General features: G+C 45.5%; 17 protein-coding genes. 5 read left to right on the top strand and 12 right to left on the bottom strand.

Annotated features, from left to right (window positions below):
* Positions 1 to 23: 23 nt before the first annotated feature.
* A complete protein-coding gene (locus F8C82_RS11190) occupies positions 24 to 512 on the top strand; it encodes a T9SS type A sorting domain-containing protein (RefSeq protein ID WP_151693675.1) in 489 nt (162 codons plus the stop codon).
* Between the two features lie 124 nt (positions 513 to 636).
* Here F8C82_RS11190 and F8C82_RS11185 read toward each other — a convergent pair whose 3' ends face one another.
* The 7 genes from F8C82_RS11185 to F8C82_RS11155 form a co-directional block, all read right to left on the bottom strand.
* A complete protein-coding gene (locus F8C82_RS11185; protein ID WP_151693674.1) occupies positions 637 to 1,164 on the bottom strand; it encodes a hypothetical protein in 528 nt (175 codons plus the stop codon).
* Positions 1,128 to 1,649, bottom strand: a complete 522-nt coding sequence (locus tag F8C82_RS11180) for a hypothetical protein (protein WP_151693673.1) — start codon at positions 1,647 to 1,649, stop codon at positions 1,128 to 1,130. Before F8C82_RS11180 ends, F8C82_RS11185 begins: the two co-directional genes overlap by 37 nt.
* 53 nt (positions 1,650 to 1,702) lie before the next feature.
* A complete protein-coding gene (locus tag F8C82_RS11175; RefSeq protein ID WP_151693672.1) occupies positions 1,703 to 2,176 on the bottom strand; it encodes a GNAT family N-acetyltransferase in 474 nt (157 codons plus the stop codon).
* 168 nt (positions 2,177 to 2,344) lie between these two features.
* Positions 2,345 to 4,747 carry a TonB-dependent receptor family protein gene (locus F8C82_RS11170; protein ID WP_151693671.1) on the bottom strand — a complete coding sequence of 801 codons (2,403 nt, stop codon included), beginning with the start codon at positions 4,745 to 4,747 and terminating at the stop codon, positions 2,345 to 2,347.
* The gene (locus F8C82_RS11165) at positions 4,737 to 6,062 is read right to left on the bottom strand and encodes an HTTM domain-containing protein (protein ID WP_151693670.1); all 1,326 of its coding nucleotides are present in this window, start codon (positions 6,060 to 6,062) and stop codon (positions 4,737 to 4,739) included. The genes F8C82_RS11170 and F8C82_RS11165 overlap by 11 nt, the downstream gene beginning before the upstream one ends.
* Before the next feature lie 5 nt (positions 6,063 to 6,067).
* Positions 6,068 to 7,138: an imelysin family protein gene (locus tag F8C82_RS11160; RefSeq protein ID WP_151693669.1), complete on the bottom strand. Its 1,071-nt coding sequence runs from the start codon at positions 7,136 to 7,138 to the stop codon at positions 6,068 to 6,070.
* Between the two features lie 45 nt (positions 7,139 to 7,183).
* A complete protein-coding gene (locus tag F8C82_RS11155) occupies positions 7,184 to 8,320 on the bottom strand; it encodes a DUF4856 domain-containing protein (protein ID WP_170266239.1) in 1,137 nt (378 codons plus the stop codon).
* 151 nt (positions 8,321 to 8,471) lie between these two features.
* Between F8C82_RS11155 and F8C82_RS11150 the strand changes: the two genes are divergently transcribed.
* From F8C82_RS11150 to F8C82_RS11135, 4 genes are read left to right on the top strand one after another with little or no spacing between them, the layout of a single operon-like run.
* Entirely contained in the window at positions 8,472 to 9,677 is a 1,206-nt protein-coding gene (locus F8C82_RS11150) for a GAF domain-containing sensor histidine kinase (RefSeq protein ID WP_151693667.1), read from the top strand.
* Between the two features lie 7 nt (positions 9,678 to 9,684).
* Positions 9,685 to 10,023 (top strand): Hpt domain-containing protein, encoded by a 339-nt coding sequence (locus F8C82_RS11145; protein ID WP_170266238.1) that lies wholly within the window; start codon positions 9,685 to 9,687, stop codon positions 10,021 to 10,023.
* Positions 10,020 to 10,916 carry a lysophospholipid acyltransferase family protein gene (locus F8C82_RS11140; RefSeq protein ID WP_151693665.1) on the top strand — a complete coding sequence of 299 codons (897 nt, stop codon included), beginning with the start codon at positions 10,020 to 10,022 and terminating at the stop codon, positions 10,914 to 10,916. Before F8C82_RS11145 ends, F8C82_RS11140 begins: the two co-directional genes overlap by 4 nt.
* Positions 10,917 to 10,974: 58 nt before the next feature.
* Positions 10,975 to 11,565 carry an outer membrane beta-barrel protein gene (locus F8C82_RS11135; RefSeq protein WP_170266237.1) on the top strand — a complete coding sequence of 197 codons (591 nt, stop codon included), beginning with the start codon at positions 10,975 to 10,977 and terminating at the stop codon, positions 11,563 to 11,565.
* A 60-nt stretch (positions 11,566 to 11,625) separates the two neighbouring features.
* Here the strand turns inward: F8C82_RS11135 and F8C82_RS11130 are convergent, their stop codons facing one another.
* From F8C82_RS11130 to F8C82_RS11110, 5 genes are all read right to left on the bottom strand, one after another.
* Complete coding sequence (locus F8C82_RS11130; protein ID WP_151693663.1) at positions 11,626 to 12,522, bottom strand: cupin-like domain-containing protein; 897 nt, start codon at positions 12,520 to 12,522, stop codon at positions 11,626 to 11,628.
* A gap of 43 nt (positions 12,523 to 12,565) precedes the next feature.
* A complete protein-coding gene (locus tag F8C82_RS11125) occupies positions 12,566 to 14,005 on the bottom strand; it encodes an aldehyde dehydrogenase (protein WP_151693662.1) in 1,440 nt (479 codons plus the stop codon).
* Between the two features lie 71 nt (positions 14,006 to 14,076).
* Positions 14,077 to 14,550 (bottom strand): hypothetical protein, encoded by a 474-nt coding sequence (locus F8C82_RS11120; RefSeq protein WP_151693661.1) that lies wholly within the window; start codon positions 14,548 to 14,550, stop codon positions 14,077 to 14,079.
* A 48-nt stretch (positions 14,551 to 14,598) separates the two neighbouring features.
* A complete protein-coding gene (locus tag F8C82_RS11115; RefSeq protein WP_151693660.1) occupies positions 14,599 to 15,387 on the bottom strand; it encodes an SDR family oxidoreductase in 789 nt (262 codons plus the stop codon).
* A gap of 3 nt (positions 15,388 to 15,390) precedes the next feature.
* Positions 15,391 to 16,188, bottom strand: coding sequence for an alpha/beta fold hydrolase (locus F8C82_RS11110; protein ID WP_151693659.1), 798 nt, complete (start codon positions 16,186 to 16,188; stop codon positions 15,391 to 15,393).
* Positions 16,189 to 16,192: the final 4 nt, after the last annotated feature.

Raw genomic sequence — 16,192 nt, 5'->3', positions numbered from 1 at the left:
ACTATCAATTTAAATTCCATTTCTTGAGCATATTTACTCTGTTTATAAGACTATGGACTCATTCGGTATACTTCCCCAAAAGGGGAAGATTTCATTTTTGGGAAAGTTTACCATGTGAGGCAGAAGATGAATTACTTAAAGGGGAGATTGACCAAACCATGTTTGCTGTGCAACAAGGCAACTGCCAGATGTTGCTGGAAAATGGAATGAAGATGATGTCTCAAGAGTACTCACCTAAATCGTCACTCATTGAGTCGATGGCAGGTCAGCTCTTGGTGAAGAGTCTTTTCCCGAACCCAACTACAGGTCGAGTAGTTTTAGAGTTTACGGAGGAAATAGACCATGTTACTTTTCAATTACATGATCTTAATGGAAAAGTGATCAAGTCTGGAGAATGGTCAAACCTTCGTTCAACCTCAGTTGATCTAAGCAAACTAGATCCAGGCATCTACCTTCTCTCTATAATTTCTGATGGAAAGTCTGAAACACAGCAGATAGTTTTAGCCAAATAATTCTTTTGATACTAAGAAGGACATCTTGAGCAAAATGCTTGAGGTGTCCTTTCTTAAATGCGAGGTGGAGCTACATGTGGCCGTATTTTGCGCTATTTTCTTCCGTCTTGTGTCGTTCGCCTAACTACAAATCTAAAATCTCCATCATTTCCCCCTTCTTTTTCTTCTTGTAAAAGAGAAGCGCTGAAAACACACTCCCTGATAGTATCCCAATGATCAAGCCTTTGGAAAAATTTATATCGTTCAAATGAACTCGGATTCTTGAAGAGCCTTCCGTTTGAGTGTAAATGGAGGTGTTGATGAGGTATTCCAAATACAGCCACCAGCCTAGAATGGCAAAGCCAATGATGAGGGTCAAAATTGCTTGAGACTTTCCCTTGAACGTTCGGTTTTGTGTGAATTTCATGGCGACGGCGTGAAGCAATGGAATACTGCATAGCGCGCCAGAGAAGATGAGATTTTGATCGAAATCGAAGCTCAATTTAGGCACCGCAAGATCGAAACCTCTCTTTTGAAAAGTGTGGAATGAAAGGCTCTTGAAATCATCCCAAAGTAGAAAGCTCAGGATGAAGCAAACCAGTATCCATCCGCCATACATTAAAAGTGTTTTCTGGCTCACTGACAATCGCCTTGAAGTGCTTTGTTCTTCCATTGAATCCAATATTCTTCTAAGCCTTCAGGTGTGGTTTTAAGGTCGCTAATGTCTAGCGATTCATCTGGAAGAGTAACGCTGCTCAATTCGCGTTTTCTGCGCTCAAGGGCAGGTGAGTGATTCCAACCTCCACAATGATCAAAAGAGGTATATGCCTCGCATTTTGTCGGGACTTCTATGAATGGAATTACCAAAGCATAGGTGACATTTCCGGAGCCCATGCCTTTGGTTGACATCTTCAATTTGGAAAAATCCACCTTTACATAATGGCCATTGTTGTATTGCTCTTTGAGCTCATCGCCTACGGCAACGGACATGCTGTTGGAAAACTGATGGGCAATGTCCGATCCTTCTATGAATTCAGGCCCTACATATTCGCCCCTACAGCCATTTTCATCACAATGAATAGTGGTGGATGGTTCTGTGGAATTTGATATAAGAACCGCAAGAAGGCTGTGAAGAATAAGGATGGCGACGTTGATCATTTGTGCATTTTTTGGGAAAAGGAGCCAGATTAAAGATCTCTATAGCCTCTTTTCTAAGTCCGTTTTTCCATTTCAACTCTATCTAACGTACTTGAGTAATATCGAGGCTTCACTTGTGTAATCACAAAGCCGTATTTCTCAAAAAAGGGAACGATGTCCTGTGTGGTGGAGAGTGCAATTTTTCGGTCGGGATGATTCTCAGAAATGTGCTGAATGCGGAAATTCAGCAGAGCTTTTCCCCAACCCTTTTTGTGCTTGCTACTGTGTATCATGCCCCAAGCTAAAAAGATTTCATCGGTGTCTTTCACCAAGAGATAACCGCCGCAACCCCAAACACGACCGTCTTCTTCTAAAATAAAATACACCTCTTTTTCAGAGACAGGGTGTTCCAAACGACCTATTTCTTGTGCCTCCAACCATCGGTCAAACATGACTAATTCATCTTCAGCAAAATAAGCTGGGGTATTGCTACGCATCGCCTCCATGCAAGTGTCGTGATCGGTGGCGGTGTACGGACGAATGTTCATGGGAAGGGTTTTGATAAAGATAGGGGTTTGAGGGGTTAATGGGTTTTAGGAGTTTGAGGCGTTTTAGATGTTTGTGGGGTTTGAGGTGTTAATGAGTTAATGGGTTTTGTCATCTCTCATCTCACATGACTCACCTCTCACCTCTCACGACATTCTACTCACCCCTCCTTAAATCCTAACTTGAATTCCCAAGTAGAAACTTCTTCCGGGGGAGGAAATGATGCCCGGGCCGGGGTAGCCGGTTGCTCTTCGTGTGAAGTAGGCTTCGTTGGTGAAGTTGTTGATTCCTCCTTCGAATTGCCATCTTCCCGTGGAATAAGAAGCGCCAAAATCGAATACCATGAAGGAAGGAATGACACCTGTAACTGCTGCTGCGCCTCCGTTGATATCGTTCTTGGCATCAGTGAATTGCTCGCTTAAATAGGTGCATTGAATGCGTCCCCGCCAACTGTCATAGGTGGCTTCCAGTCCACTCTTCAGGTTGATGTGTGGAGCAAATTCAACCTGATTGCCCACGACTTCCGGAAGGGCACTTTTGAGGTAGGTGGAGTTTACAAAAGAGGTGTTCACGAAGATAGAGGCTCCGCGATTCACAGCGTCTGGATGCCAAAAGGCATAACTCACATAACTTTCTAGTCCGTAAATGAGCGCCTGACCAATGTTGGTTCGATAACTGACTATGCGGAAGGTGGAGGTGTCAAACTGAGCGACTTCGCCAATCCTGTTGTTGTAGTTGAGAAGGAAAAGGGAAATGTCGTATTTCCAGTAACTGGCTCCATGCTGACGAATTCCTAGGTCAATGGAGTAGCCCTTCTCATCTTCTATCTTCTCATCTATTTTGAAGCTCGGATTTACGATGTGAATGTCGGAATAAGTGATGGCCCTAAAGTTTTGAGTGGCATTGAAGTAAATCTGCGCTTTGGGCGTTACTTGGTATTCCGTTCCCACCCCGGCAATGACAAAAGCTCGTTCTCTTGAGAGACCACCAGAGTAGGTTTGGTTGAAGATGATGTTACCCGCTAAGTCACGTTGAATTTCACGATAATAGCCATCGGATCTACTGTTGATATACTCGAAACGAACTCCAGGTGTCACCGTCCATTTTTCTCCAAGACTCATCAGCTGTTCAAGGAAGAACGCAACGTTGTCATTTGGATATTTATAGTCCGATTGTAAATTTTCTTCACTTTCAATGAAAGTGAAATCGGCGTCAGAACCTGTGCTGCCAAGTCCTTGCTGACTGGTGTTTCTCGCGGCGTACGCACGAGCTCCAATGAGTGTTGCCCAAGGTCCCATAGCGGTGGAGTAGCGCTGTAAATATCGAGCCTCTAATCCAGCATTGCGGAAATCGCCAGTAATCAACTCTCGTTCGGTTCCGGGGTCTACGGAGGCTGGACGGTAGTTTCGGAATCCAAGAGCTTTCCTATCCGCATTTAGTCCATACAAACGCAGATTGAAATGTCCGTTTTTGAATCGGTGATCAAAGTGTACCGCAAGGATATTCCAATTCAAGCCAAACCAATTTCTATCTCTGTTAGACTGACGAGGATTGCTGTTGAACATGTTGTCATCCAGTCCACCGGGCTGTTGAGCGAGGTAGTTTAAGTAGGTGTATTCCACTTTAACAGAGGATACATCACTGATGTCGAATGCAACTTGGGCAAAGAGATTTCCACTTTCAAATTGCGAATTAGGTCTCCAACCATCGCCTCTCCGATAGTTGCCATAGGCGTAGACGCCCACGCGATTTTTTCGCCATCCCACACTGGTGAATTGATTGAATAGACCGAAGGATCCACCCGTGGTGCGATTCAGTATTTGATACCCTTCCCTTTCAGGTGCTCCTTTCATCTTGAAATTGATGAGCCCGCCAAACTGAGTTCCAAATTGAAGCGATGCTGCCCCTTTAACGATTTCGATGCGCTCTACGGCTTCCGCTGGAGGGGTGTAGTAGCTTTCGGGATATCCCAGTGCATCTGGGCTGATGTCGTATCCATTTTGGCGAACATTGAAGTTCGACGCCCGGTTCGGGTTGAGTCCTCGTCCGCCAATATTGAGTTGAACCCCACTCTCATCCCCTTCCCAAACATTCATTCCAGACACCTTAGAGAAGACTTCTCTAGCGTTGTTCAAAGCGGTATTGACGGGCTGTTCATCAGGACGAATGACTTCCGATTTCTTCCCTGCATAGATATTTACACCTTCAATCTTTCGAAGTTGAGTGAAGTCTTCCTGCTCTCTTTCGGCGGTAACGGTAACTTCCGTCAAATTCCCACTGTTGAGTTTGAGCTGAAGCGTGGCGCTCCCACCTTGTTCAATGGGAAGTAAGGTGTCTAGACTTTGATGGAAGTCGGCCAATACAAACACACGAACGGTCTGTGCACCCAATGGAACTGGAAAGGTAGCTTTTCCAAAAGCATTTGTATAAACGGCAATTCCAGAATGGGGAAGGTCAACGCGAGCGTCGCTTATTGGTGCATTTCCCGCGCCTAAAATCTCAACGGTAAAGCGCGATTGCGCTTGCGCTGAAGCGGAGATCAAAAAGAAGAAAAGTAGAAATCTACCAACCATATATCACACCTTCCCATGGAGTAATCCATGTCTTTGAATTCCAGCCATCTTCAACCTTCATCAAGTCGATGTTTTCTGCAATGATGGGTTGTGCTGGACGAGCGTTCAAAGTTACGGCAGAATGAACATATACCTCGGGTGATTCCACTCCGGCTTCGCGATATTTTTCGCCTAAATAGTGTGCAAATTGCAAGATGAGGTCGGGTTGAAAGACCATTTGTTTCTCTTGCGTCCTGTTGAGATGATAGGAGGGGTCAATCCATACGTATCGATTCGTCTTTGGATCGACAACTTTAAATTCGGCGGCTCCTGATTTTTCCATCAACATGACCCTCCAAGAAAAGCGATATCCCTCTTCTGTCCAGAATAACTCTCCTGGATAAAGTAAGAACCGGAGGGGAAATAAGATTTGAAAGGCTAAGAAGAGGGGGAGAATGAGTTTTGCGAGTGGTGGATTCCAAGGGCGATAAGCGCGATTTTTTCCAGGTGCGGAAGGAAATATCTTTCCCATGATTAATTGGAAAGGAGCATCAAAGAACACGAGTGTAATCACGATCATCACATATGGAAAAACACCAATGGCAGGAAAGAAAGCAGCCGTGAGTAAGTGGAATAAGATAACAGTGATGTATGCGTACTTGCGAGTTTTCTTCCACCACAAGAATATCCAAATTGTGGTATCGTACAGCATGCCGGCCCAAGCAAAGACAAATGGCAACCATGGTTCATCCGCAAAAGCGCCTAAGATCGGAAGGTCGTAGCTCGATGGCAACCACATTTTAAGCGGTTGACCATTCAGTAACCAATCTGAATTCATTTTGGCAATTCCTGCATAGAAGTACAGAATGCTCACTAAGATTCGAGGCAGGGTTAGCGTCCATCGAGGGGCAAAATCAGACGACTTCACTCTTCCAAGCCAGGCGTCCATACTGCCGTACCGCTCCGCAGGAAGCCAGCAAAGGGCAAAGGCGAGTACCGAAACGAAGTAATAGTGGTTCAAGTAATAGGCCACGTCCATCAATTCGATGTACGTGAATGAAAGGGTGAAGAGGATGATGCACAGCCGATAGAAGTATCCCAAGGCAACACCAACCGCAGAGATCATAGCCAACCCCCAGAGGAGGTAGGTCCATTGACCAAAGGGTTTTACCCATTCAAAACCATAAAAGGAAAAGTGGAATTCAGGTTCAATGAAGAGCTCGTACACCCAGCCGTTCAAAAGACTACGTAATAGGGCAATGAACATCAGCACTCCAAAGGAGAAGCGAAGAAGAGCCAGTGGCGCCAAATGGGTGTAGCGGGGGGATTTTGGCATGGCGATTAATCGCCGTCGGAATCTACATAACTAATGGTCACATTCAAGGCAGAAGAGATCTCTGTTTTGATCGTGAATACCATCAATTGATACTGAGCCCAGACGTCATTCAATAATTGTGGGTTAGATTGAGCAATAACGTAAAAGTCGTCATCTAATCCATCAATGGCAAGTTCAATTCCGTCTAGTTGATCTTGTAGCTTGGTTTCCAGAGAAGTACCGTTGCGATTATCCATGTAGGCCACGTAATCCATTACCGAAGGTCCAGCGTTATGATCGGTATGAGACATGCCTAACCAAGCTCTTCGATAAGCTTGGAAAGCTCTCAGCGCTAGTTGCTTGCTGTACACTCGAGCATATCTACACTCCACTTTTGAAGGGTCGGGTTGTCCCGTTCTTTGTCCGCCTGGAATGCCAAACTTGGCTTCGCGTTGGTGAACTTCTAAATAAGGTAAGAATGTGCTGTTAAAAAGCTGACCCAATGCAGAGCCTTGATCGGTTCCTGTAGAGTTGATAAAATCATTCTTAACCGATGCCCATTGGTTGGCGGTGTTGAGAGCTTTATCCTTCATTCTCATAACCACCGCTTCAAAATAGAGAAGGGCATTTGCTTGCGTTAGGTCGAAGTTGCCAAACAACATGTACTCCAAAGCGGGAAAACCTTGAGCATCAATTTGTGCAATACTGTTGAGATCGTATGTTCCGTTGATATTGCTCACAATTTGTGCGGTATCAGTCGGGTAGATGTTCATGGCCGTCATGAGACCTTGAGATTCCGCCGGACCAAAATTCCAAAGTGCGGCGTCTTGCCAAGCGAGGTAGGCATTGAGCCAAGCGGTTTTCAAGGCATCCTTGTTGGACGCTGTGGTTTCATCTTTATACGTAGAAAAGGCACTTTCAAGCGCCATCATTTCATCTATCAAATCTCCATAGGAAGGCAAGATGAGATGGTCCACCGTGTTTTCAATCACTGCTGAACGATCAAAGTTGTCGGGGTTCGATTGTCCACCATCTTTTCCACAAGCAGTGAAAAGAGCAAGGCCAATTGAAAGGAGAATGATTCGTGAAATTCGCATAAGAATAGAAAAAGTCCCACTGGTTTATCCAGTGGGACAAAGGTATTAATATGTGCCGTTAACGATGTCTTCAGAAAGACCCAAGGTATTGCCCATAGAGGTCTTCACTGATTCGATACGTGTTTGAATATCGCCTGACCAGAATCCACTTCCATCGGTAAGGGTTGCAATCCATGCATCACTTTGTGCTGCCGTAACTGATTCACTGGCAATGAAGCGGAGTGAGTAGATGAATCCTACACCTTCTGAAAGAGCGTGGAAACCAACAGCGGCTTCACCCGTGTTGAGTCGTGCAGCACCTTTATTTAAGTAGCTCAGTGCTTTGATATAACAAGCCATTTCCATCTTTTCAGCAATGATGTCAGCTTGAGCATCGCGAACCGAATAGTTCTTTTCTACAATTGCCTGGCGACCTGTACGGAAGGCCAAGTAAACATCAGAGGCCAAGTTGAAGCTTTCTTCCAATTCGAGAAGGTATCCGCCCCAATAACCGCGACTTTGCGATACGCTTGGATCTACGTTGTAGTCTTGAACGATGCTAAAGTATCCATAGGCTTCATCCCAGTGGTGTTCCATTGCGGTGTAGCTTTCTACAGCAGAAGCATCATTGTCTACATTGAGTTTAAGAGGAGTGAGGTAGTTATTTACCATTTGATCCATAAATACAGCACCCATCATTCCCTTTTGGAGAATTTGTGCGTATTCAAGGCCGTTCTCCGCTACTAAGTATTTGCGAGAACCATCGCCATTGCTAATCACACCTGCCACACCATCTGATGCCTGAGAACCAGCGGCACTTGCGTCAGCGGCTGCTTGAAGAATGGTCTTAAAGAAGTTGATGGAAGTTCCCTGATCAAAAACATGAGTAGCAGAAGCAGAAGTCTTTGTGGAAAGTGATTTTCCAGAAGCGTTCAATTCTGCATCTGAGAACGGATTGTTGGCGTTCTCGTACATATCTACCAAGTCTTGGTAGTTGATAGTGCCTTCTGTTCCTGCTTTCACCGCATTGCTCAATTCGCCGAGCATAGCTTGACGTTGGATTTGACCATTGAAGCTTACGGTTGATTCGCCATTTCTTTCAAAAGAATAGGTAGATGGAACGGCTGTTTTGCTCTTTGGATCTTCTTCCTTAGAGCAGGCTGCAAGTGTTAGTACAGCGAGAACTGGGAGTGTGTAGCGCATGGTATTATGATTTAGACTAATTCTAAACAGTGGCAAAAGTAAGGTCGATATTAGTATTGCGCAAGTCATGGTGTTGAACTTTTTTAGCACGGCAGAAAGTGCGAGGGTTTCCCTGTAAAACTTCCTTATATTGAAAGTGAATTTACTCCCCATGATATCACCAATGACCGATCAGGAAAGCAGCAGATTAGCTGCCGTAGAAGAGTATGAAAAACTCAGTAGGGATGAGCGAGATGCCTTGGATGACGTAGCCAATTTAGCTAGTCTGATTTGCAAGGTTCCGATCTCATTGGTCACCTTTATTACCGAGCATGAGCAATTGGTTCGCGGGGCTAAGGGTATTGATTTAGAAAGCACAAAGCGCGAGGTTGCGTTTTGTGCGAATACCATTAAGAGCAGTTCGCTTTTTCAGGTAGAAGACGCCTTTGACGATGAACGCTTTCAGCACAATCCACTGGTAACGGGCGATCCTAATATCCGCTTCTACGCAGGGTTCCCACTTGAAACAAGCGATGGAGAACGCTTGGGTGCCTTGTGTGTCATTGATCGAGAACCCAAAAAGCTGACGAAGGATCAGGTGGAGGCTCTTCGAATTTTGGCGGAACAAGTGATCAAGCGTCTCGAGTTGGGGCGAACCAAACGAGAACTCCAGAGTAACTTTGATACCCTATCTAACATCAATGCGCTTCGAACAAGGCTGATTAATGTGTTGGCTCATGATATTCGAGGGCCAATTTCATCCATGCGCATGGTCATGGATTTATTGGTGGATGGTGACTTATCTGTAGAGGAGCGTGTTGAGTTTGCTCAAATGATGTCGGATGTACTTACGCAAACGGACGACCTACTTCAGAACATTCTTGAATGGGGGAAGGCAATTGGGTTTGAAGAACTCTTCAATTACAGCGAAGTTCCTGTTCACGATATTATTGAAGATGTATGTGAGCTAACGGCAGGTCAAGCGAAGATGAAGAAAGTGAAAGTGAAAGACACCTCAGATGAGGCGCTTACCGTGCTGTTGGACGTGAACGTATTCCGATTGGTCCTGCGAAACTTGGTAGCGAATGCCGTAAAGTATTCCAAGCCGAATACCATGATTGAGATAAGGTCATTCATGGAAAACAACGCCCTTCATCTTGAAGTCATTGACCAAGGAGTGGGAATGACCGATGAGGAAATGGCGAACATGTTTGCTGGTGGAGTTCAGAAGAGCACTAAGGGAACCAAGGGGGAAGTAGGTACAGGATTGGGGTTGATGTTTGTTAAGGATATGATGAGTCGATACAACGGGGATATCTATGTGGAGCGCAATTCAAGCGGAGGCTGTACCTTTGTTTCGATTTTCCCAGTACCTTGAGTCGCTTATGCTAAGAGAAGGAACATATCATAATCTTGCTGCTCTCCAAACAGTTACGGAAGGCGATGCAGAGTTTGAAGCGATATTGATCACCACTTTTGTGAACGAAGCTCCAGGAATTGTCGAGTCAATGGAGTCGGCGTATAACGATGGAGATCTAGAAACCACAGGTCGTCAGGCTCACAGCTTGAAGCCAAATGCCCAAATGTTTGGTATAGACAGTATTCACGAAGATTTGCTCTTCATTGAGGGTTGCGGTAAGGAAGATCGGGACGACGATCAATTACCAGCTCTGATTCAAAGAGTTAAAAATGTTGTGCTTCAGGTTGTGAAAGAGCTGTCATGATTGCCTATTTCTTCTTCCGAATTTTTGATGCTTTCCTGATTATTCTGCCATGGCGTGGTGTGTATGCCGTAGCGGATTTTGCCTATTTCGTCTTGTTCCGAGTGATCAAGTACCGGGTGGATTTAGTGAAGGAGAATTTTCGCCTCTGCTTTCCTGAGAAGGATGACGAATGGGTGAATCAAATGACCAAAACATACTATCGCTATCTCGCGGATATCTTCATTGAGTCGATTAAAGCGATGCATATCCCCATTGAAGATCTGAAAAAGCGCTTTGTTTCTACCTCAAATTCCATCTTATACGAAGAGCCTTACGCTTCCAAGAATGTGATTATCATGGGAAGTCATTATGGAAATTGGGAGTTCATGACGCGTTGTATGCCGAGTATAATGCCTCATGAAGTGGCTGGGGTATATCGTCCTCTCTCGAATACGCGCATTGAAGCCTATATGGCGAAGCATAGAAGTAAGGATGGAATGTGGTTGGTGCCAACACAAGTTGCTAAGCCCGCTTTTGTTGAAGACAGAGGACATCCCGTTGCCTATACCCTATTGGCCGATCAGAACCCTTCCAATCCCAAAAGTTCATTTTGGATTTCATTCTTGAACAGAGAAACGGGATTCACGCCAGGAGGCGAAGTATACGCCAAGCGGTATGATTATCCCATCGTGATCATGTTCTTGAAACGAGTGAAGCGCGGATATTACTCGGTTCACTTTGAAGCCCTAGAGCCTAATCCGTCTGAAATTGAATTTGGAGAGGTGATGCGCAAGTATGCAGCGCTTCTTGAAGATTGGATCCGAGAAGATCCCCCTTACTGGCTGTGGTCCCACCGCCGATGGAAGCACAAGCGACCAGCAGATTTTAACCTCATGCCTCCTATTCGAAAATAAACTCCGACTCTTTTGGCACCATCCTTGTCTTAGAGGATGTGAACTAATTCACAAGACCATGAAAAAGATCCTATTGATGATGGCGATGGTAGTTGCCGGGATGGGACTACACGCACAGGAAGTTGAATGGGGTGTTAAAGGAGGCCTCACTTATAATATGACCGACCTCGGATTGAAGTCGGCCGTGAATACCAGCGGTGAAGTTTTCTCCGGTGAGAGAAGCAATAACGGATGGCACTTAGGGTTAGCCGTTCGCGATGAATTCACAAAGAACTTCTACGTTCAGTTAGATGGATTGTACAATCAATCCAAGTTTACCCTTAGTGGAACTGACGCCAATGGGAACCCTATTCAAACTGAACTGATGCAACAGAGCATACAAACCAATTTGACTCCGGGTATCAAGATGTTCCACTTCTTGCGCGTACAAGTTGGATTAAACGGCAACATATGGTTAGATGATGCTTATGCCGACACCTTTGGACGTTTTGAATTGGGATATCAGTTAGGAGTAGGAGTAGATCTAGGTCCACTTACATTCGATATCGGATACAATGCATCTTTCAAAGACAACCGTGGAGATTGGAACGGAATTCCACTCTCTCAGAACAGAGGAGAACTGTTGATGTCTGTTGGTATCCTGCTATAAATAGAACGCACTGAGTATAAAGAGAAAGTCCCCGTGGTGTAAGCCATGGGGACTTTTGTTTTACGAGGTTCTCAATCGCTCGTCTTCTCGTTCTTGAAGAATCTCACTTGCTCTTTCCATCGCCTTCTTCAGCTTGTAGTCACTCCACTTATTTCCATAGTACTTGTTGAGGTATTCATCAAGCTTGCGAACTACAAAAACGTTGTAAGCACCTTTTAGTTTGTCGATGCTTGAGTCAGCAAGGGCTCTCAGGCTCAGTGAAAAACTACCGTCGATGTATTGAATGTAATGCCAAATTCCGCTAGGCATAAAGAGGGTTTCCCCTGGCTTCAAGTCCGTTTGATAACCTTTTGCATACTTTACAGCAGGGTATTTATCGTAATCGATATTCGACATATCTACCGCACTGTGTGTAGTGAAGGGAAGTTTGTAGAGGTATTTGGATTCCGACTGCTCAAAGAGCGTGATTCGTTTAGTGCCTCCAAATTGGGTGATGAAAACGTGAGATAGGTCGATGTCGTAGTGCAGCCTTACATCACTACCTGCTGCTCCAAAGAACAGGTATGGGAAATCTTCCAAAAAGTGATCAGAGAAGTTGGGGAAAGAGAAGTCCTTTAACAACTCTGGACAATGTTTAAACAGGTTGAAAAGAAAAATCCGAAGATCACTTTTCTCATCTCGTTCCAGCATCTCGAGGTACTCTCGGAAGGGAACTTCCTTTACAGGGGGCATTTCTATTCGCGTAGGCTCATTGTCGAGCCACTTCCCGTAGAGCTTCACGGGATGCTCACCTGCCATCTTCTTGAGGTTCTCGTACGTCCAGTTTTCTTTGGCGCTCCAGCCGTCTGTAAAGTTTTGGAGCACAACGGGTCGTTGAGGTAGAAGGTACTTTTCCTTAAATTCTTCCGGTGAAATATTCGATTCTACCGGAATAGGTCTGATATCGAGTTTATCCATCTTTCTTGGGGTAGGATGCGCGCCCCTGTTTTAGTTGTACGTGTCATAATTTAACGCATACGTTTCTGGTCTCCGTAAAGAAATGAAGGGCTTCAAATCCCCCTTCTCTACCTACGCCGGAATTTTTCATTCCGCCAAACGGAGTTCGCAAATCACGTACGAGCCAGCAGTTGACCCAGATAATTCCAGATTCAACACGAGAAGCAACACGATGAGCTCGCTTAAGGTTCGAAGTCCAAATGGTAGCAGCAAGCCCATAGGTCGTGCTGTTAGCCATGGTTAAAACTTCTTCTTCTGAATCAAAGGGAGTTAGGGTTACAACCGGACCAAAAATTTCTTCTTGATTGGTTCGGCATGTGTATTCTAGTCCTTCAATTACAGTTGGTCTCAAGTAATAGCCATTCGCGTGTTCACCATCGAGTTTAACTCGCTCTCCACCCGTAAGTATGGTTCCACCTTCTTCTTCCGCAAGTTTGATGTAGCTCATCACTTTGTTCAGGTGAGGTTCTGATACTAACGCGCCAATTTGTGAAGAGTCTTCACTAGGCGGTCCTACCTTCAATTTACTCACTTTTTCAATAAAGGCCTGTTTGAACTTTTCATAGATCGGACGTTCGATAAAGATTCTAGATCCGCAAAGGCAAATTTGACCTTGATTGGCAAAGCTGCTTTGAACAGTCGTCTTCAACATGTCATCAAAATCGCAGTCGGCAAAAATGATGTTCGGGTTCTTACCTCCAAGCTCCAACGACAATTTCTTGAACTTTGGTGCGGCGATTCGTGCAATGGCAGCGCCGGTTTGTGTTCCTCCTGTAAATGAAATCACAGGCACATTAGGATGTTCGGTAAGAGGTGTTCCTACTCGTCCGCCCAATCCGTGAATGATATTGAGAACACCTGCAGGCATTCCTGCTTCGTTACAGATTTCTCCTAGAAGTGCTGCTGTAACCGGAGTTACTTCGCTGGGTTTTGCCACTACTGTGTTTCCAGAAGCAAGCGCTGGTGCAATCTTCCAGGTGAATAAGTATAGAGGTAAGTTCCAAGGAGAAATACAGGCCGCAACACCAATCGGTTTGCGAGTGGTGTAGTTGAAGCCGCTTTCGCCCATATCGTGGGTTTCTGCAGAGTCGTGTAAAATAGCCGTCGCGAAGAAGGCGAAATTGTCACGCGCTCTTGGGATGTCCACTCGAGTAGCCAACTTTAAGGGCTTACCGTTGTCTTTCGATTCTGCTGCAGCCAATTCTGGAAGGCGTTTTTCAATGCCTTCAGACACCTTCATAAGGATGGCAGAGCGCTCTTGAATGCTCATGGAAGACCAGATAGGGAAGGCGGCTTGGGCTGCTTGTACTGCGAGCTCTACATCGCGTTCATCACTGTCGGGTATTCTTCCGTAAACCTCACCCGTTGCTGGGTTGATGTTCTCGAGCCAAGCATCACCGATAGGATCTTGGTACTTGCCGTTTATGAAGTTTTGGATATCCATTCTTCGAACTTTGGGAAAGGAGCGTCACACATTGTGCGCTTCGTCCTCCAAAAGTAGAAAATGAACTCCATTCAGAAGAACTTCCCTACAGTCATTCCTAGAATGAATTGGTGATAATTGCTTTGATACACGTGCCATCCAGTAGTGAGGCGAGCACTGTAATCTCCAAAGGATATAGCTCCCCAATTGATATGTGCACCAAAGGACAGTCCAGAGCGAATCAAATCAGGATTGTCTTTTTCTAGTCGGAGGCCATATAGAGAATTGTATCCACCAATGATCTCGAATTCGGCAAACCAATCCATTCCCCGGCGGTAGCCAAACCCAACATAGGAAGATACCATTCCGTTGGTGATTCCTGCGGAGAACAATCCATGAATTTCATTGAAGTGATCCATGTCTAGTGTGCGTCTGTAATTGACGCCTAAACCGAGACTATGACCAAGCAATTCAACATTGAACTCGTTGAACGGACGAATTTGAGCGGGAGCGCGAATACTGGTAGCGAGAATGGCTGCGAGGAAGGTGCAACGTAGGATGTACATGAGAGAGTAAGTGTAGTTATACTCTCTCAATATACAAACTAAATTATCTTATAAACTGCCTGTTCTTCCGCCGTCTACAGGGATATTGATCCCGTTGATGTAGGATGCGGCGGGAGACGCGAGGAAGGCCACAGCATTGGCAACTTCGCCCGGTTTTGCAAATCGTTTCATGGGAACTTCGCCCGTCATTGCAGCCACAACTTCGGCTTCACTTTTACCCGTTTTGGCGGATTTGTTGGAGATGATACTTGTGAGTCTCTCTGTTTCTGTGGCTCCAGGGAGTACGTTGTTGACGGTGATGCCAAATGCACCTAGCTCGTTGGCAAGCGTCTTGCTCCAGTTGGCTACCGCTCCGCGAATGGTATTGGAAACACCAAGGCCGTTCAATGGAATTTTCACAGATGTAGAAATGACATTCACAACTCGGCCATAACCACTTTCTTTCATCCCTGGTAGGAGGAGCTGAACGAGGTTTTGATTATTCACCAAATGCAAGTTGAATGCCGCAACATAGTCTTGAGCATCGGCAAGGTGAGCCGGGCCGGCTGCAGGTCCGCCAGTATTGTTAATGAGAATTTGAATAGGGCCGTTAGCCTCTAGCCAAGACTGTACATTCTTAGCTACCACTTGTGGTTCCGTGTAATCCGCAACGATGTAATCATGAGAAACGCCAGAAACCTGCGGAAGCTCACTCACTCGTGCGCGAAGCTTTTCTTCATTTCTAGCAATGAGTACCACACGTGCACCCATGGAGGCAAGCTCGCAGGCAGATGCCCAACCGATTCCTTGTGTTGATCCTCCAACGAGGGCCGTCTTTCCGTTTAAGTCAAGGTTCATATTCTAATGTCTTTCGATGTCTTCAATAAAATAACTCAGGGTTTCAAGGCAAAGGTCGCGATCCTCGATGAAACCCATGTGACCGTTTTCTGTAATCAGTCGGTCTAACACGCGAGGTGCACGCATTTGTTCCTCCATTTTTTCAATGGGGAGAACCGTATCTTTTTTTCCGGCGATGATGCAGAATGGAATAGGCGATAAATGGAGAAGTGCTTCCCTATCTGGACGTTCCTTCATCCCCTCTAAGGCTGCGATAATGCCTTGAACGGGCATTTTTCTGGCCTCGGCAATCATGTTCGCAATTTGGGCTTTATAGAGTTTGCGCGATTTTGCTCGGAACAGGTTCGGGATAGATACCTTGATGAGTGCATCGGGAGATTTTTTCACCACTTGAATCGCTCGGTCACGATCCACCTTTTTTGCCTCCGAATCGGGATAGGTTGTAGAGTGGAATAGGGTGATGCTCTTCGGGATGTCTGGATAGAGTTCTCCAAAGGCCAAGGCCACATATCCACCCATGCTATGACCTACCATGTGGTACCGCTTTAGGCGGAGGTGATCGGCTACGACCTTTACCGTTTCAGCCATCTCTTCCATGGAATGTACATATCCAAAGCATCCACTTTTGCCATGGCCTGGCAGATCAATGCAAATTACTCGGTACTTATTCGATAGCTCTTGGGCGTAATCGTTCCACATCTGAGTGGATTCCAAGAAACCGTGAAGCAAAATTACGACAGAACCCCTACCGCACTCTGTATAGTGAATAGGGGTTCCTCTATGAGATAGATAGGAGCTCATGATG

The sequence above is a fragment of the Phaeocystidibacter marisrubri genome (assembly GCF_008933165.1).
Taxonomy (GTDB): Bacteria; Bacteroidota; Bacteroidia; order Flavobacteriales; family Schleiferiaceae; genus Phaeocystidibacter; species Phaeocystidibacter marisrubri.
Note: the sequence above shows the minus strand (reverse complement) of the source record. Positions and strands in the feature narration are given on the sequence as shown.

What these genes read in the sequence shown, in the direction of transcription:
- F8C82_RS11185 (WP_151693674.1), bottom strand. Translation starts at nt 1,164, where the DNA reads ATGGAAGAACAAAGCACTTCAAGGCGATTGTCAGTGAGCCAGAAAACA.
- F8C82_RS11180 (WP_151693673.1), bottom strand. Translation starts at nt 1,649, where the DNA reads ATGATCAACGTCGCCATCCTTATTCTTCACAGCCTTCTTGCGGTTCTT.
- F8C82_RS11175 (WP_151693672.1), bottom strand. Translation starts at nt 2,176, where the DNA reads ATGAACATTCGTCCGTACACCGCCACCGATCACGACACTTGCATGGAG.
- F8C82_RS11170 (WP_151693671.1), bottom strand. Translation starts at nt 4,747, where the DNA reads ATGGTTGGTAGATTTCTACTTTTCTTCTTTTTGATCTCCGCTTCAGCG.
- F8C82_RS11165 (WP_151693670.1), bottom strand. Translation starts at nt 6,062, where the DNA reads ATGCCAAAATCCCCCCGCTACACCCATTTGGCGCCACTGGCTCTTCTT.
- F8C82_RS11160 (WP_151693669.1), bottom strand. Translation starts at nt 7,138, where the DNA reads ATGCGAATTTCACGAATCATTCTCCTTTCAATTGGCCTTGCTCTTTTC.
- F8C82_RS11155 (WP_170266239.1), bottom strand. Translation starts at nt 8,320, where the DNA reads ATGCGCTACACACTCCCAGTTCTCGCTGTACTAACACTTGCAGCCTGC.
- F8C82_RS11150 (WP_151693667.1), top strand. Translation starts at nt 8,472, where the DNA reads ATGATATCACCAATGACCGATCAGGAAAGCAGCAGATTAGCTGCCGTA.
- F8C82_RS11145 (WP_170266238.1), top strand. Translation starts at nt 9,685, where the DNA reads ATGCTAAGAGAAGGAACATATCATAATCTTGCTGCTCTCCAAACAGTT.
- F8C82_RS11140 (WP_151693665.1), top strand. Translation starts at nt 10,020, where the DNA reads ATGATTGCCTATTTCTTCTTCCGAATTTTTGATGCTTTCCTGATTATT.
- F8C82_RS11135 (WP_170266237.1), top strand. Translation starts at nt 10,975, where the DNA reads ATGAAAAAGATCCTATTGATGATGGCGATGGTAGTTGCCGGGATGGGA.
- F8C82_RS11130 (WP_151693663.1), bottom strand. Translation starts at nt 12,522, where the DNA reads ATGGATAAACTCGATATCAGACCTATTCCGGTAGAATCGAATATTTCA.
- F8C82_RS11125 (WP_151693662.1), bottom strand. Translation starts at nt 14,005, where the DNA reads ATGGATATCCAAAACTTCATAAACGGCAAGTACCAAGATCCTATCGGT.
- F8C82_RS11120 (WP_151693661.1), bottom strand. Translation starts at nt 14,550, where the DNA reads ATGTACATCCTACGTTGCACCTTCCTCGCAGCCATTCTCGCTACCAGT.
- F8C82_RS11115 (WP_151693660.1), bottom strand. Translation starts at nt 15,387, where the DNA reads ATGAACCTTGACTTAAACGGAAAGACGGCCCTCGTTGGAGGATCAACA.
- F8C82_RS11110 (WP_151693659.1), bottom strand. Translation starts at nt 16,188, where the DNA reads ATGAGCTCCTATCTATCTCATAGAGGAACCCCTATTCACTATACAGAG.